This is a genomic window from Pseudoalteromonas prydzensis, from assembly GCF_011050055.1.
GTDB classification, from domain to species: Bacteria; Pseudomonadota; Gammaproteobacteria; order Enterobacterales; family Alteromonadaceae; genus Pseudoalteromonas; species Pseudoalteromonas prydzensis_A.
The window spans coordinates 1-15,233 of the sequence record NZ_DRGM01000129.1; the positions used below are offsets into that span (position 1 = coordinate 1).

Genomic DNA, 15,233 nt, shown 5'->3' on the forward strand with positions numbered 1-15,233 from the left:
CCCATAAATTCTCTCTAATTACCCTAGCCTGCTTAACAGCATATAATGCAACTGCGCTGCCCATACCATATAAACCAGTGGCGGGGCCTTTTAATACTTCTACGGCTTCCACATTGGTTAGTGAGCGAGTTGGGTTGAATGTGTTACCAAGGCCCGCACCACCGTACATACCATCGTAAGTATAATTTGCACCAAGGCCACGGATCACTAAATTGTCGCCAATTCCGTAGTTATTACCGGCTTGGGTTACACCACTGATATTACGCGCTAAGTCTTGTAAATTATCTACACCTTGCGAGTTGATAAGTTCTTGGTCAACGACCACGATCGGCGCTGGCGTTTCCATTAACGACATATCAGATTTTGTTGCTAAACCCGAGTTTAATACTACATGATTTTGCTTTTGATAAACCGTGATGCGTTCAAGATCGGATTGTTCAGCTGCAGTTGCATTATATGCTGTTAAGCAGGCTAGGGTAATTAGAGAGAATTTATGGGTTGTCATAGTCATTACCATTAAAAAAATTTCCGCAATGATAATGGGTTGCATTTGCATTTCAAGTGTTAATTACCTAAAAAAGGCAATTATTTAAATTCAATCTAGATTGCTTACTTTTTGTTTTCAAATTATCAATGAATTATCAACGTATTTAGTGAGCAGTTAGTTTAACCCTTGCTTAATAGCGGAGTTAGCTTAACGCTAACCCCACACATTTATTTATAAGTAACACCTGCTTTCATCACAAATGCGATGTTTTCCAGCAAGGTTATGTCTTGCAGTGGATTTCCTTTGACTGCGATGATATCTGCGGCAAAGCCTGTTTTAATTTGGCCTAGTTGGTTTTCAACTTTTAACAGTTTAGCGCCATTGATAGTGGCTGCCTGAATTGCTTGCAATGGCGTCATGCCAAATTCAACCATCCGAGAAAATTGTTTTGCATTATCACCATGTGGGTAAATGGCGGCATCGGTACCAAATACCATGTTGACACCCGCTTTTACGGCACGGCTAAAGCTGTCGCGTTGCTTTTTAGATACTTGGCGCTCTTTTGCTAAGTTTTCTTCTGCTACACCATTTTGCTCACCAAACGTGAGGGTATATTCAGTGTTATAAATGTCCATTGAGAACCAAGTGCCGTGTTTTTTTGCCAGTGCAATGGCTTCATCATCAACAAAACTGACATGTTCAACACTGTCTACACCTGCGACAATCGCCGCTTTAATCCCACTTGTGCCGTGTGCATGAGCCGCAACGGTTAAGCCGCGCATATGTGCTTCATCAACAATCGCATTCATTTCATCTTGACTGTATTGTTGAATGCCGACTTTTGTGCCTTTTGAAAAAACGCCACCTGTGGCACAAAATTTAATGACACTGGCACCGTATTTGATGTTCTCACGGACTTTTTCGCGCACCGCCCAAGGGCCATTGGCAACGCCTTCAGCGGTGTATTTCATTTCAGGTGGGAGGCGGTTGTTGTCACAGTGACCACCTGTTACCCCCAATGATGGGCCAGCAGCCCAAATACGCGGGCCAATAATATCGCCAGCATTAATACCATCGCGTACTGCAATAACACTGTAACCTTCAGCACCGACATTACGTAATGTGGTAAATCCGGCCATTAACGTTTTTTCGGCAAAATAGGCCGCTTTGATTGCTTTGCGTGGGACTGATTGACCAATGCGCTCGCTGCGCGGTACGGTTGGATCGCTGGTTAAATGCACATGCATATCCATTAAGCCCGGCACCAGGGTTAATTCGGGTAGTTCAATATGCTGATCACCGGTTTGCAGCTGCGGTGCTTTACCTTTCGTTATTTTAGTAATAATACCGTCATCGATTTGAATCAGTGGGGCATTAATTAACTTGCCATTATTAACATCAAGCATTGCTTTGGCACTAATGTAAGTTGTTGCGTGGGTACTAAAAGTACTGGCAAACAGCATGCTGAGTGAGGCAGAGAATGATAATTTATTCATTTATTTTCTAATTTTTGATTATTTAATATGGCAATGTAGCAAGCTGTTTTTCGGCTGTAAACAAAACGCGCTCAGTATCGTATTTTCTTTATTTAGCGGCAGGAAAGTCGCATAATCGTTGTTAATACTTACACTCAGGGAAAATTATGAATAAATTTAAGTTAACCTTGCTTGTTGCTGGCGTACTTAGCGCATTAGCTGCATGTTCGACTACAACTAATAACAATGAACCTACCCGAACAACAACACTTGCAGCAACCACAAATACCGCGAGCCAACAATTAAATACACTGGTTGAGCAGTACTTTGTTGAGTCGTTACAATTTTCACCGCTGAGCGCAACCTATATCGGCTATAGTCAATATAATAACCAATTTACAGCGCCAAGTACTGAGCAAAACCGAGCCACACAACAGGCTTTTTATCAAGATTATCAACAGCGTTTAGCTGCAATTGATAAGCAGCAATTAACGGGTCAAGCATTATTGAGTTACGAAATACTCGAACGCGATTTAGCGTTAACAATTGCAGGTTTTCAATTCCCGAGTTACTTATTACCAATTAACCAAATGTCAGGCGCGCACAATACGTTTGCCGGCTTTGGCTCAGCACAAAGTGCGCAACCATTTGTTACTTTTCAAGACTACGAAAATTTCATAAGTCGAGCCCAAGGGTTTGTAACTTGGCTAGCATCGGTACAAGATGCTATGCGCCAAGGCATAGAGCAAGGGATTGTATTACCAAAACCACTGGCTGAAAAATTATTACCACAGTTTCAAGCGCACATAGTTACCAGTGCGGAACAATCACTTTTTTACAGTCCGATAAAGCAGCTGCCAGCTGATTTTAGCGCTGAGCAAAAGCAACAACTCACTAAGCAGTACAGTGCCCTTATCATGGACCAATTAGTGCCTGCATATGTAAAAATGAGTGAATTTTTAGCCACTACGTATATTCCCAATAGTCGTGACTCTGTAGGCTACAGTGATTTACCAAATGGTAAGGCGTGGTATGAATATCAAATCAAGCAAAACACTACTTTGAGTTTGTCTGCTGATGAAATTCACGAAATTGGTTTACAAGAAGTTTCGCGTATCTTAAATGAAATGAAAACAGTGAAAGACACCGTTGGCTTCAAAGGTGATTTAAGTGAGTTTTTCGCCCACTTACGTGACTCGGATGAATTTTATTTTGACACACCAGAGCAATTAATCGCGGCATATGAAGCTGTGAAAACAAAAATCGATGCCCGCGTACCTAAATTATTTAACATTGTTCCCAAAGCTGATTATGTTGTGAAGGCAGTTGAAGATTTTCGTGCTGAGTCTGCTGCTGGTGCATCTTATCAATCACCTGCGCCAGATGGCTCTCGACCTGGTATTTTTTACATCAATACCTTTAATTTAAAAGCGCAGCCTAAATTTTTACTAGAGACATTGTCTATTCACGAAGCCGCGCCTGGGCACCACTTTCAAATTGCCTTGCAGCAAGAAGTCGAATCATTACCTGAGTTTCGTAAATTTGGTGGTTACACTGTATTTGCCGAAGGCTGGGCTTTGTATGCTGAAAGTTTAGGTAAAGAGTTGGGCTTATTTACCGATCCGTATATGTGGTATGGCCGTTTAGCGGATGAGCAATTGCGCGCTATGCGCTTAGTCCTTGATACAGGCTTTCATGCCAAAGGTTGGACTCGTCAGCAAGGGATTGACTATATGCTGGCTAATTCTTCAATGGCTTTGAGCGATGTTACCGCAGAAGTTGAGCGCTATATTGCTTGGCCTGGGCAAGCACTGTCATACAAGTTAGGGCAATTTAAGATTCAAGAATTGCGCGATTACTGCAAACAAGTTTTGGGTGATAAATTCGATATTAAAGAGTTTCATACGCAAATATTGATTGATGGCGCACTGCCAATGCCAATCTTAGAAGCGAAAATAAAACGTTGGGTTGCAGCACAATAAGCCAATAGGACTGGGCTGTGTATGCAGCCCTTTTTGCAATTCGTAGCAGTGTTATAAAAGTAGTCCTTCCTCAAAATGCACTGCCGTGCGTAAATATGGCTGAATTTCAGTTATCAGTGCCCGTAAAATAAAAATAACTAATTTTATATTTCATAGCATCAATTTTGCTGTAACGCTGGCTTTGCGTTAAAATGCGCGCTCTATGGGGCATGAGAATAATTATGGTATCGGATAATTCGTCGGTTAAATTCTGGCAGACTAAAACGCTTGAGCAGATGACGCAAACTGAGTGGGAGGCTATCTGCGATGGCTGTGGTAAATGTTGCTTAAACACCTTTATTGATAGTGAAGATGAGGACGAGTTTAATGCCACAGATCAACTCAGAGAAGGTGAACAACTTATTTTCACCAATATTGCCTGTCAATATTTAGATAGCAACAGCTGTGGTTGTACTGAATATGCAAATCGACAAACATTGGTGCCAACCTGCGTTAAGTTAACCAAAGAGACTCTCAAAGATATCTTTTTTATGCCGCAAAGTTGCAGTTACCGGCGTTTGCATGAAGGGCGAGGGTTAGCTTCTTGGCATCCATTAAATAATAATGGTAGTAAAGAGCCGATGCATGCATTAGGCATTTCGACTCAAGGCAAAACAGTTAAAGATTGTGATGTTGCTTTAGATGATTTTGATTTGTATGAAGCTCAGTGGCCAACGATGGATTGCGACTAATGACAGCAAAAATTGGTTTGATCAACCCTAAAAGCCCAACCAATGTTGGCGCAGTATTACGTGCCGCAGGGTGCTATGGTGCTGAGCAAGTGTTCTTTACTGGCACGCGGTATTTAAACGCGCAAAAATTCCATACGGATACTAAAAATGTAGTAGAGCGTATTCCTTTAACCAGTGTTGCTGACTTAGCAATGGCTAAACCTGACGGTGCAACGGTGGTGGTGATTGAACTAATAGAAGGTGCAACACCTTTGCCAGAATTTGTTCATCCAGAAAACGCATTTTACATTTTTGGTCCTGAAGATGGCTCTATTAGTAAAGATGTACTGAAATGGTGTGATGAAGTGGTGTATATCCCAACCATCGGTTGTATGAATTTAGCCGCAACCTGTAATGTGGTGCTATATGACCGCTTGGCAAAGCTCGGTGGCGTAGAAAGCTCTGATACAACAATAATTCAAAGCCGTGATACTAATAATAAAATGAAGTGGCAAAAAGTGCCTTAGCACTTTGTGTGTTTATTGCCGTTAAAATTGATAACTGGCACTTATAATGGGCCCATGGGTGATTGTTTGGTAGTTAAAGTAACTGCTATCTGCTTCATCCCCCGTGTCGTAGTCAACGTAAGTGCCTTTATATAATAAGGATACATCCCATTCATCACTTAAATGGTAACTTACGCCTACTTTTAGACTACCGGTCAACTTAGTAGTCGCAAGACCAAACCCGCCAATATCCCCTGATGAGCTAAGCAGCCAGTTGTTAGTGATTGATTTGTCGATTTTAAAACCAAGAATAATATCAACCCAATCTTCATCTCTATCAACAAATGAGGTTTGCGGAAAATGATTAGTCTCAAGATTGAATTGATAGCTGTTATCCCAACGGCGCAGGCCCAGGTAGTTTATCCATTCACCCACATTTGGACTTGATTGTTTATAAGCAAGGGCGACCTGCAGAACGCTTTGTCTAACTTGGGTATTTAATACTCCAAGTCTTGCTTGTTGGTGCGATTTGCTTCGATCTATATATCCCCAATCAGCCATTACTGCCCAATTGGATTGATGAAAAGCTGCAAACTGCAGCATAAAAGCACTGTCGAAATTGTTTAAAATAGTGTCAAAATCTACTGCCAACGGTGCGTCGACTGTGCCAATAGTTGAATTTCCATCAATACTTGTTAGCAGCAAATAAGGTTCAACTTTAAATTGCCACTGCTGAGCATAACTATAACTGCTGAACGCACAGGCCAATCCAAGCAACGGAGCGAGTAACTTTTGGCTCATATGAGTTCCTTATAAAAACACAGTCGGCAGAATTAAATTATAGCAACCATTGAGCCGCTTGCTTAAAAGAGAGCGAATTAATCTAAATTCAGGGTTGCGAAGGCAAACAGATATTGAATAGTCACGCTAATAAATAAAGACGATAGCAGCAGCTCACATTTACGGAACGTTCCAAGTAATAATTTGTGATCTTCTTGTTGGAGTGTGTAAAATCAATCGCAACTTGTTAATGGAGTGAAAATCACGTGAGTGAAATAAATACAAATAAAAGCTTTATCACCGAACAGTCGCAGCAAAATAAAAATTACCTGTTACCTTTAACCGCAATGACGACCCTGTTTTTTCTATGGGGATTCATTACTGTTTTAAATGACGTGTTGATCCCACGCTTAAAAGGGGTGTTTGATTTAAGCTACACAGAGGCGATGCTGGTGCAGTTTTGTTTCTTTGGTGCTTACTTTATTGTGTCATTACCAGCTGGCATATTGGTTAATAAATTTGGTTATAAAAATGGTGTGCTTACTGGTCTTATCGTTGCATCGCTAGGCTGTATGTTATTTTACCCTGCTGTGGTTGTACATGAATATTGGCTGTTTTTAACCGCTTTATTTGTACTTGCAGGTGGTATTACAGTATTGCAGGTATCTGCAAATCCATATGTTGCAGCACTGGGTCCTGAAAAAACAGCTTCGTCACGTTTAAACCTAGCACAAGCGCTTAATTCATTAGGTACTACCATTGGTCCCTATGTTGGTGGTATTTTATTTTTTGGCGCAGCGGGTTCGTTAACAGCAACCGCGGGGACCGCTGACTCAGTGAAAATTCCTTATTTAGTTTTAGCCGCGGCGTTGTTAACCATTGCTGTGGTTTTTGCTTTTTTAAAACTACCGGAAATAAAATCACATAAAGAAGAACTTGATTGTAAGGCGAAAGGTCATTCATTAACGCAAGCACCTCATTTAGTGATGGGAGTTGTGGGAATTTTTTGTTATGTAGGTGGCGAAGTAGCCATTGGTAGTTTTTTAGTTAACTTTTTCGGCGAAGCACATATCGCTGGTTTAGAAGAACATGCCGCCGCTGCTTTAATTGCCTATTATTGGGGCGGAGCAATGGTAGGGCGCTTTATAGGTTCAGCCTTGCTGCAAAAAATAGCCCCTTCAAAAGCCATCGCATTTAATGCGTTTGCAGTGATTGTTTTACTCCTAGTGACTATTTTCACACAAGGTAATATCGCATTATATGCAGTACTGTCGATTGGCTTATTTAACTCTATATTATTTCCAACTATCTTTTCAGTGGCTATCCAAGGGTTAGGATCATTGACCAGTAAAGGCTCTGGTTGGTTGTGTTTAGCGATTGTAGGTGGGGCACTAATACCGTTAATTCAAGGCGTGGTTGCTGATGTTGTGAATATCCAGATCAGCTTTATTATACCTGCTTTGTGTTACGTTTTTATCGCTTGGTATGGGCTGAATGTTGTCAAGCTCACTAATAAGTGGCAACAAACAGTGAATTAAGTTATAGGTCATTTGCAAAATGCATTTGCACTACTGTCGATGCATTTTGCTGCTTCACTTCCCGCCAACGGCTCCTTAGTGTTAAAAGTTGTTATCTGAGCTGCATAGATACAAAAATATAACACATTTAGCTATTTGCTATTGAATACGTATTCAATAGCAAAGGACTATAAAATAACTGGAACGATCCAGTGTTGATTATAGTCGCAAACAACAACGAGCACGTCTTGCTTCAGTGTCACGTTATTAAGCTCACCTTTGTTTGGAATAGTAAATCCCCCCTGATTCACTGCATATATTCTCCAGTAACGTGCTTTTGATCATGCTTTTGTCGTGTTTTTGTCCATAACATAGCAACTGTTGCCGAATAGATAAGACAAAGAGCCTTATTTTTGTTACAAAGAGACTTGCTAACAATGATAAAAACAAAAATAGGTATGTCATGCAAAGCTCGCTTAAATTTACCACTAAGGTAACCATTGCAGCGTCCGTTGTACTTGTGTTGGTATTAGGGTTATTTACTATAAATAATTTTATTTCAATGCGCGCACAAACACAGCAGCAACTGTCTTTAGTATTACAAGAAAGCTCTCAATCGGTTTCTCAAAATATAGCTAATTGGCTTAACAATAAACTCGCTATTATTAAATCGGTGGCTAACACCCATCAACAAAATGATACCAAGGCATTAACGCTTAGCCAGCTTAATACTGCGGAAATGGCGGGGAGTTTCAAAAATACTTATATAGGCAAGCCCGATGGAACATTTGTACTCAATGACCAAACGGTGGTGCTACCTGCAGATTACGATGCAACAACCCGCCCTTGGTATAAATTAGTTGAAAACAAAACCACTACCGCTTTTACCACCCCTTATATTGATGTAACCACCAATGAATTAACTATCTCTGCGGTAGCGCCGATTTTAAATAATGGCAGTTTCAGTGGTGTTGCCGGTGCTGATATTGATATGGAAACCATCACTAAAATTGTCAATGAAATTGATTTTCTAGGTTTTGGTTATGGATTTTTACTCGACAGTAATGGCCGTATCTTAAGTCACCCTAATACTGATTTTAATGACCAGAATATGGCCAGTTTATTTGGTGAAAGTTTGGCGTTAAACCCTGAATTCGTTAAACTTGAATTTAACGGTGACGATCATCTAGTTTCCTTTACGCGCATCAAAGGGATTGAAAATGTTGATTGGTATTTAGGTGTGGTGATCAATAAAGATATTGCGTTTTCATCGGTTGCTTCATTTCGAAACATGGCGGCAATTTATATGCTGTTAGGGATTGTCGCGACTATTTTAATGATGCAATTTTCACTGCGTTATTTAATGCGCCCTATGCAGCGTTTGAACGATGCGATTAAAGATATAGCCCAAGGCGAGGGAGATTTAACCCGCCGCTTAGAAATTGAAAATGATGACGAATTTGGTGAGCTCTCACGCTATTTTAATGCTTTTATAGATAAAATTCATACCTCTATCGAGCAAGTAAAAACCACTACCGTGGAACTAGAACGTTCAGTGGAAAGCTTAGTTGAGCAAACTCAGTCGACATTAACTATGTACAGCGATCAAACTAAACGCACAGACAGTGTTGCTACAGCCATAAATCAATTGTCATCCAGTGCAATTGAAATATCCAGTAGTGCAACCCATGCTTCCACGCTTGCTACCGATGCAAACACCCAGTCAGAGCAAAGCCAAGGCTCGTTAAACGATAATATTAATGCTATCGGTGTGTTATCTAAAAATATGCGCCAAGCACAAGATATTATTAGTAATGTTGCAGAGCATTCGGCAAGTATCGGCCAGGTACTTGAGGTGATCAAAGGTGTCAGTGAACAAACTAATTTACTCGCACTAAATGCTGCGATTGAAGCCGCTCGCGCTGGTGAAGCCGGGCGCGGGTTTGCCGTTGTTGCAGATGAAGTACGACAACTTGCTCATCGCACTCAACAATCAACACAAGAGATTGAAAACACAGTAAGTCAATTGCAACAGGGCTCAGCCAGTGCCGTTAAGGTAATGAAAGACAGTTTAGTCGAAAGTGAAAATAGCGTAAAACAAGCACATGTAGCCGGTGATAAAATGGCGGCAGTTACGAGCGCAATTAAAGCCATTGATGATGTAAATCATGGTGTTGCCAATGCAACGACAGAGCAAAATCAAGTTATTCAATCGTTAGATAATGACATTCATACAATCAGTGAGTTATCTCAACAAGGTCAGCTAAATTTAAATAATACCTTGGCAGAATGTACGCGGCTAAAACAACAATTTGATGAACTTGAGAAAATGGTACTACGCTTTAAAGTATAAATGATAACTATGGCCATGATTTTGGCCATCTGCTAGTTATATCAAGAAACGTGAAGGTCGAAACAAAGTTGTTTCAAGCAATCAACAACTGGGCGATGATGAATAATACTAAGCTTATATACGTGTATGACCCAATGTGTAGCTGGTGTTGGGGCTTTAAAGCATGTTGGCAAAAAATTCAAGCGGTGTTAGCTGATGAGCTTGAGATCATTTATAAAGTTGGTGGGCTTGCCGCTGATTCAGATCAGCCAATGCCCGAGCATATGCAGCTTTTTTTACAGCAAACTTGGCAGCGTATTAGTGTACAAACGGGTGCTAAATTTAACTTTGATTTTTGGACTCATTGTCAGCCTCGTCGAAGTACATACCCCGCTTGTCGCGCTGTGATCGCTGCGCGACAATTTAATAAAGAACAAGCAATGCTTGAAGCAATTCAACAGGGCTATTATTTGCAAGCACAAAACCCTTCGGACATAAGTACACTTGTGCATTTTGCGCAGCAACTGGATATAGACAGCAGCGCATTTTTAACTTTGTTGCAAAGCGCACAACTTGAGCAGCAGTTTCAACAAGAGCTAGTGTATGTACAGCAACTTCCAGTGCAAGGTTTTCCTTCATTAGTACTGCTACATAAGCAGCAGTACTATGCTATTGCCATAAATTATACCGATGCAGACCAGGTTATTACCGATATTCGCACTGTACTTGCCTCATAACATACCACTAATTCTTTGCTCGGATACTACCTCCAATTCAGCTTACCTTGCCTGCAGAGAGTGATTTATTCTCTGTCATTGTAGTAATTTATTGCCTTTGTCATAAAACAGACTTTTTAGCGCAACACCTCTGTCATTTTTCACCTATAGAATCTCGTTCATTGATATTAAGCAACTAGCAAATCCGCTAATTTAACGAGTAAAGGTGTATGCGATGAAAGGCGTTAAACCATTGATATTAGCTAGTATTGTTGCCATGAGTGCGACAGTGCAAGCAAATGATCTAAATAAGGTTATCGATAAAAGCAGTGAAATTAATCAATCAGCTGCGCAATCACAAACAAAAATAGACAAGATTGCAGATTCAATGCAAGGGCGTTTACAACAGTTTAAAACTCTCAATAAAGAAATTGATGGTTTAACTGTGTATAACGCGCAACTAAGCAAACAGCTTAGTAATCAAATAAGTGAAATGGAAGCCATTAACCTATCAATGGATCAGGTTTCTATTATTGAACGTCAAATTACGCCATTAATGCTGCGCATGATCACCGGCCTTGAGCAATTTGTTGCCCTTGATGTGCCATTTTTAACGGACGAGCGTGAAAAGCGTATCGTATCTTTAAAAGACATGATGAATCGTGCTGACATTAATTCAAGTGAAAAATTCCGCCGTGTGTTAGAAGCCTATCAAGTTGAAGTGGACTACGGTCGTACTATCGAAGCGTATACCGCGTTATTAGACGTTGATGGTAAAGAGCGTGAAGTAGATTTTCTACGGATTGGTCGTTTAGAGCTAATTTACCTTACTCGTGATGGTAAAAAAGCGGGCACATGGGACGCAACCAGCAAACAGTTTGTTGCTCTTGATGACTCAACAATCAGCCAAATTAGTAAAGGTTTACGTATTGCGCGTAAGCAACTAGCCCCAGATATGTTAACACTGCCAGTACACGCTGCGGAATAAGAGGTTAAAATGAAACTTTTCACAAAAATGACCAAAATTGCTTTATTAAGCGCCACGCTGGGCTTTGTTGGTAATAGCGTTGCCGCAGATGCAATGGATTTAGACTCACTATTAAAAACCCTTGAGCAAGGCAAATCAGCGCAATCTGCGCAAAACAAACAACGTGAGCAAGAATTTGCTGCGCGTCAAAATGAGCAAGTACAGACCCTAAAAGATACTCAAGCTAAACGTAATCAAATGCTTGGCGAGTCTGAACGTCTTGAAACTCAATTTGAAGAAAATGAAATAAAACTAGCGAACCTTACTGATACTTTATCAAAGCGCATGGGCTCATTAAAAGAGTTGTTTGGTGTGCTGCAGCAAGTGGCTGGTGACTCAAGTAATAAATTTGCGACCTCAGTAGTATCTGCTCAGTTACCAGGGCGCGGCGCATTTATGGATGAATTGGCGCAAAAAATGGGCTCGACTTCTCAACTTGCGTCAATCGAAGACATTGAAAAAGTATGGTTTGAACTGCAACGCGAAATGACTGAGCAAGGCAAAGTATCACGCTTTACTACTGATGTTATTGTTGAAGGCGGTAACAAAGCGAAGCAGGAAGTGATGCGTGTTGGTGCGTTTAACTTAATTTCACAAGGTAAATACCTTGATTACAACACCAGCACTAATACGATAAGTGAACTTACTCGTCAACCCGTTGGCCGTTACACCTCAACGGCGAGTGATTTACAACAAGCTAAATCTGGCACTGTGCAATTTGCACTTGACCCAACCGGTGGCTCTATCCTTGGTTTATTGGTACAAGCACCTGATACTACAGAGCAAGTTCATCAAGGTGGCGCAGTAGGTTACGTGATTTTAGGTGTTGGTTTACTGGCATTACTGATCGCAATTGAACGCTTTATTTCATTGATGTTGATGGGTGGCAAAATTCGTCGTCAACTTAAAGATGCTGTGCCGCGTGATGACAACCCACTTGGTCGTGTAATGAAAGTCAAAGATCAATATCCAAATGTCGCTTATGACACGCTTGAACTTAAATTAAGCGAAGCGATTTTACGTGAAATGCCAAAAATCACTCGTAACTTAACGCTTATCAAAATTATCTCAGTGGTTGCCCCGCTGCTCGGTCTACTTGGTACGGTTACCGGTATGATCAATACCTTCCAAGCAATTACCTTGTTTGGTACAGGTGACCCTAAATTAATGGCTGGTGGTATTTCGCAAGCACTTGTTACTACGGTACTTGGTCTGGTTGTGGCTATTCCTACGGTATTTTTATACACCTTACTTAATACTCGCTCAAAGAATTTATTGCTTATTTTACAAGAGCAAAGCGCGGGTATTATCGCTGAGCGTAGCGAAAAGGGAGCGTAACCCATGGTGCTATTGATTGACTCAATCAATGCTATCCGTGATTTTCTCGACACCGGTGGCCAAGTTCTGTTGGTCATCGGAGTGTTAATCTTCGCGATGTGGTTATTGATACTCGAGCGATTTATTTATTTCTTTAATGGTTTTCGCAGTTACAAACATGCCGTTAAAAGTAGTTGGACAGGCCGCGTTGAGCGTAACAGCTGGAATGCAGAGCAAATACGCCAAGCCACGATTTCCCGCGCAGGGATGAAGCTAAACAGCAACTTAGCGCTGATCAATGTGATGGTTGCTTTATGTCCTTTGTTAGGGTTACTCGGTACGGTGACAGGGATGATAGAAGTATTTGATGTGATGGCAATTACCGGAACGGGCAGTGCACGTTCAATGGCATCCGGTGTATCGAAAGCAACTATCCCAACCATGGCCGGTATGGTCGGTGCGTTATCAGGGGTGTTTGCCTCAACCTACTTACAGCGTAAAGCGAAGCGTGAAGTTGCACTACTTGAAGACAGCATGGTTTTAGACCATTAAAACAACAATTTTTAGTATGTGGCGACAGCCACATGCAATCAGGAGAATAAAATGAGAGCCCCATTAGGAAGCCTTTTTCAAGAAGATGAAGCAGAAGAAATTAACATGACACCAATGCTTGATGTTGTCTTCATTATGCTTATTTTCTTCATTGTAACTGCCTCTTTTGTAAAAGAAGCTGGCATAGATGTAAATCGCCCAGAAGCAGCCACCGCGGTAAAGAAAGAACGCGCTAATATCTTAGTCGCGATTTCTGACAAAGGGGAGATTTGGATCAATAAACGTCAAATTGATGTACGAGCCGTGCAGGCGAATATTGAGCGTTTAAAAGCTGAAAATCCACAAGGTAGTGTGGTTATCCAAGCTGATAAAAAAGCTACCACAGATACCCTTATTAAAGTGATGGATGCAGCACGCGCCGCTGGTGTATTTGATGTGTCTATTGCGGCACAAGAAGCCTAAGGAAGCCATAATGCGTTATTTAGTAGCATTATTAGTTGCCGGTGTCGTCACCTTTATGTTGTTTTTAGGCATGCAGGCACTGATCACCGGTGGTGAAGGGGCGATGACGGAGCCGGCCAAGGGCAATGTGCTTGATTTTGTACGCTTGAAAAAAGAAGAAACCGTGCAAAAGAAAGAACGTAAACCGCAAAAACCACCGACCCCAAAAGAGCCGCCACCGCCAATGGAGTCACCGCAAATGCAAAACAGTGATCCCAATGCCGCGGCGTCTAATTTTGACTTTGGTGCCAGTGTGGATGCGGATGTAAGCCTCAGTGGCGGGCTGGCACTTGATTCAAGTGATGGTGAATACCTACCGATTGTGAAGGTCGCGCCAGTTTACCCGCGCAGAGCTTTATCGCGTGGTATTGAAGGGTATGTGATTGTTGAGTTCACAGTAACCAAGCAAGGCACAGTGCGTGACGCCAAAGTGGTGAGAGCTGAACCTGAATCATTGTTTGACCAAGCCGCTATTGATGCAGCACTTAAATTTAAATATAAACCACGCGTGATCGATGGTGAAGCCGTTGAAGTTGCGGGTGTACAGAATAAAATTTCTTTCCAAATTAACGGCTAGAAACAGAGGATTGCGATTATGAAATTATTAAAAACAGCATTAGCGTGTACTTTTGCGATAGGCACTAGTGTTGCGCTGCCAAGTTTAGTCTCTATGTTGCCTGGTGTTACTCTTGCGAGCGTTTATGCACAAGAGCAAAAAACCACCAAAGTGCCGGCACTGCGTGAAAAAGTGTATAGCCAATTAGCTCGCGCACAAAAGTTAGCTGATGATGGCGACGCTAAAGCAGGGCTTGAGGCGCTTGATAGCATCAAAGAACGTTCTTCTAGTATGAACTCCTATGAAATCGCCATGATGCATAATTTTTATGGTTTCATTTATTACAACGAAAATGATTTGTCTAAGGCGATTGCAGCATTTGAGAAAGTGATAGCAGAAGAGGGTATTCCTGAAACGTTACGTTTAAGTACCACCTTTAGCTTAGCGCAATTGGCGATGGCTAATAGTGACTATAATAAAGTTATTGATTTTTTAGCACAGTGGGATGCTATCAACACTAAGCCTAAAACTGATGCGTATTATGTACTGAAATCGCAAGCGTATTATCAGTTAAAAGATTACCAAAAAGGCATTGATAATATTAATTTAGCGATTGCCCAAAGCGATAGCGAAGGCAAACAGCCAAAAGAAAACTGGTTAGTATTACAGCGTGCTATGTATTATTCGCTTAACCAGACCGACAATGTTGTTGCTGTGTTAGAGCGTATGGTTAAGCTTTATAACAAGCCAGAATACCTGTCTCTTATACACATCT

The 15,233-nt window shown here is 41.2% G+C and carries 15 protein-coding genes; 12 read left to right on the top strand and 3 right to left on the bottom strand.

Going from position 1 to position 15,233, the window contains the following annotated elements; translation table 11 throughout:
- Together ENH88_RS12470 and ENH88_RS12475 are read right to left on the bottom strand one after the other, a co-directional pair.
- Window positions 1–505: Plug domain-containing protein (locus ENH88_RS12470; protein ID WP_304182577.1), on the bottom strand; the 505-nt coding region annotated here is incomplete at its 3' end.
- Window positions 506–714: 209 nt separating this feature from the next.
- Window positions 715–1,983 (bottom strand): metal-dependent hydrolase family protein, encoded by a 1,269-nt coding sequence (locus ENH88_RS12475; RefSeq protein WP_304182578.1) that lies wholly within the window; start codon window positions 1,981–1,983, stop codon window positions 715–717.
- Between the two features lie 146 nt (window positions 1,984–2,129).
- Between ENH88_RS12475 and ENH88_RS12480 the strand changes: the two genes are divergently transcribed.
- From ENH88_RS12480 to ENH88_RS12490, 3 genes are all read left to right on the top strand, one after another.
- Window positions 2,130–3,944 carry a DUF885 domain-containing protein gene (locus tag ENH88_RS12480; RefSeq protein WP_304182579.1) on the top strand — a complete coding sequence of 605 codons (1,815 nt, stop codon included), beginning with the start codon at window positions 2,130–2,132 and terminating at the stop codon, window positions 3,942–3,944.
- A 221-nt stretch (window positions 3,945–4,165) separates the two neighbouring features.
- Window positions 4,166–4,675, top strand: coding sequence for a YcgN family cysteine cluster protein (locus ENH88_RS12485; RefSeq protein WP_304182581.1), 510 nt, complete (start codon window positions 4,166–4,168; stop codon window positions 4,673–4,675).
- Window positions 4,675–5,181, top strand: a complete 507-nt coding sequence (locus ENH88_RS12490) for an RNA methyltransferase (protein WP_304182582.1) — start codon at window positions 4,675–4,677, stop codon at window positions 5,179–5,181. The genes ENH88_RS12485 and ENH88_RS12490 overlap by 1 nt, the downstream gene beginning before the upstream one ends.
- A gap of 21 nt (window positions 5,182–5,202) precedes the next feature.
- On the opposite strand, the gene ENH88_RS12495 is transcribed toward ENH88_RS12490, so the two are convergent.
- On the bottom strand, window positions 5,203–5,961 hold the full coding sequence (locus ENH88_RS12495) for a hypothetical protein (RefSeq protein WP_304182584.1): 759 nt from the start codon (window positions 5,959–5,961) through the stop codon (window positions 5,203–5,205).
- Between the two features lie 245 nt (window positions 5,962–6,206).
- Here ENH88_RS12495 and ENH88_RS12500 point away from each other — a divergent pair, with 245 nt between their 5' ends.
- The 9 genes from ENH88_RS12500 to ENH88_RS12540 all read left to right on the top strand — a co-directional run.
- Window positions 6,207–7,478, top strand: coding sequence for a sugar MFS transporter (locus ENH88_RS12500; protein WP_304182585.1), 1,272 nt, complete (start codon window positions 6,207–6,209; stop codon window positions 7,476–7,478).
- 442 nt (window positions 7,479–7,920) lie between these two features.
- Window positions 7,921–9,810 (top strand): methyl-accepting chemotaxis protein, encoded by a 1,890-nt coding sequence (locus ENH88_RS12505; RefSeq protein WP_304182586.1) that lies wholly within the window; start codon window positions 7,921–7,923, stop codon window positions 9,808–9,810.
- Window positions 9,811–9,908: 98 nt separating this feature from the next.
- The gene (locus ENH88_RS12510) at window positions 9,909–10,526 is read left to right on the top strand and encodes a DsbA family protein (RefSeq protein ID WP_304182597.1); all 618 of its coding nucleotides are present in this window, start codon (window positions 9,909–9,911) and stop codon (window positions 10,524–10,526) included.
- Between the two features lie 214 nt (window positions 10,527–10,740).
- Window positions 10,741–11,493 (top strand): DUF3450 domain-containing protein, encoded by a 753-nt coding sequence (locus ENH88_RS12515; protein ID WP_304182588.1) that lies wholly within the window; start codon window positions 10,741–10,743, stop codon window positions 11,491–11,493.
- Window positions 11,494–11,502: 9 nt separating this feature from the next.
- Entirely contained in the window at window positions 11,503–12,870 is a 1,368-nt protein-coding gene (locus ENH88_RS12520; RefSeq protein ID WP_304182589.1) for a MotA/TolQ/ExbB proton channel family protein, read from the top strand.
- A gap of 3 nt (window positions 12,871–12,873) precedes the next feature.
- The gene (locus ENH88_RS12525; protein WP_304182591.1) at window positions 12,874–13,401 is read left to right on the top strand and encodes a MotA/TolQ/ExbB proton channel family protein; all 528 of its coding nucleotides are present in this window, start codon (window positions 12,874–12,876) and stop codon (window positions 13,399–13,401) included.
- 51 nt (window positions 13,402–13,452) lie between these two features.
- Window positions 13,453–13,863: an ExbD/TolR family protein gene (locus ENH88_RS12530; RefSeq protein WP_064664908.1), complete on the top strand. Its 411-nt coding sequence runs from the start codon at window positions 13,453–13,455 to the stop codon at window positions 13,861–13,863.
- A gap of 10 nt (window positions 13,864–13,873) precedes the next feature.
- Window positions 13,874–14,479, top strand: a complete 606-nt coding sequence (locus ENH88_RS12535) for an energy transducer TonB (protein ID WP_304182593.1) — start codon at window positions 13,874–13,876, stop codon at window positions 14,477–14,479.
- Between the two features lie 18 nt (window positions 14,480–14,497).
- On the top strand, window positions 14,498–15,233 hold a 736-nt coding region (locus tag ENH88_RS12540; protein WP_304182595.1), incomplete at its 3' end, for a tetratricopeptide repeat protein.

Bases quoted from the DNA above. Each gene is read 5' to 3' on its own strand.
- ENH88_RS12520 (WP_304182589.1), top strand. From the start codon at position 11,503: ATGAAACTTTTCACAAAAATGACCAAAATTGCTTTATTAAGCGCCACG.
- ENH88_RS12530 (WP_064664908.1), top strand. From the start codon at position 13,453: ATGAGAGCCCCATTAGGAAGCCTTTTTCAAGAAGATGAAGCAGAAGAA.
- ENH88_RS12490 (WP_304182582.1), top strand. From the start codon at position 4,675: ATGACAGCAAAAATTGGTTTGATCAACCCTAAAAGCCCAACCAATGTT.
- ENH88_RS12515 (WP_304182588.1), top strand. From the start codon at position 10,741: ATGAAAGGCGTTAAACCATTGATATTAGCTAGTATTGTTGCCATGAGT.
- ENH88_RS12505 (WP_304182586.1), top strand. From the start codon at position 7,921: ATGCAAAGCTCGCTTAAATTTACCACTAAGGTAACCATTGCAGCGTCC.
- ENH88_RS12480 (WP_304182579.1), top strand. From the start codon at position 2,130: ATGAATAAATTTAAGTTAACCTTGCTTGTTGCTGGCGTACTTAGCGCA.
- ENH88_RS12510 (WP_304182597.1), top strand. From the start codon at position 9,909: ATGAATAATACTAAGCTTATATACGTGTATGACCCAATGTGTAGCTGG.
- ENH88_RS12485 (WP_304182581.1), top strand. From the start codon at position 4,166: ATGGTATCGGATAATTCGTCGGTTAAATTCTGGCAGACTAAAACGCTT.
- ENH88_RS12475 (WP_304182578.1), bottom strand. From the start codon at position 1,983: ATGAATAAATTATCATTCTCTGCCTCACTCAGCATGCTGTTTGCCAGT.
- ENH88_RS12525 (WP_304182591.1), top strand. From the start codon at position 12,874: ATGGTGCTATTGATTGACTCAATCAATGCTATCCGTGATTTTCTCGAC.
- ENH88_RS12495 (WP_304182584.1), bottom strand. From the start codon at position 5,961: ATGAGCCAAAAGTTACTCGCTCCGTTGCTTGGATTGGCCTGTGCGTTC.
- ENH88_RS12535 (WP_304182593.1), top strand. From the start codon at position 13,874: ATGCGTTATTTAGTAGCATTATTAGTTGCCGGTGTCGTCACCTTTATG.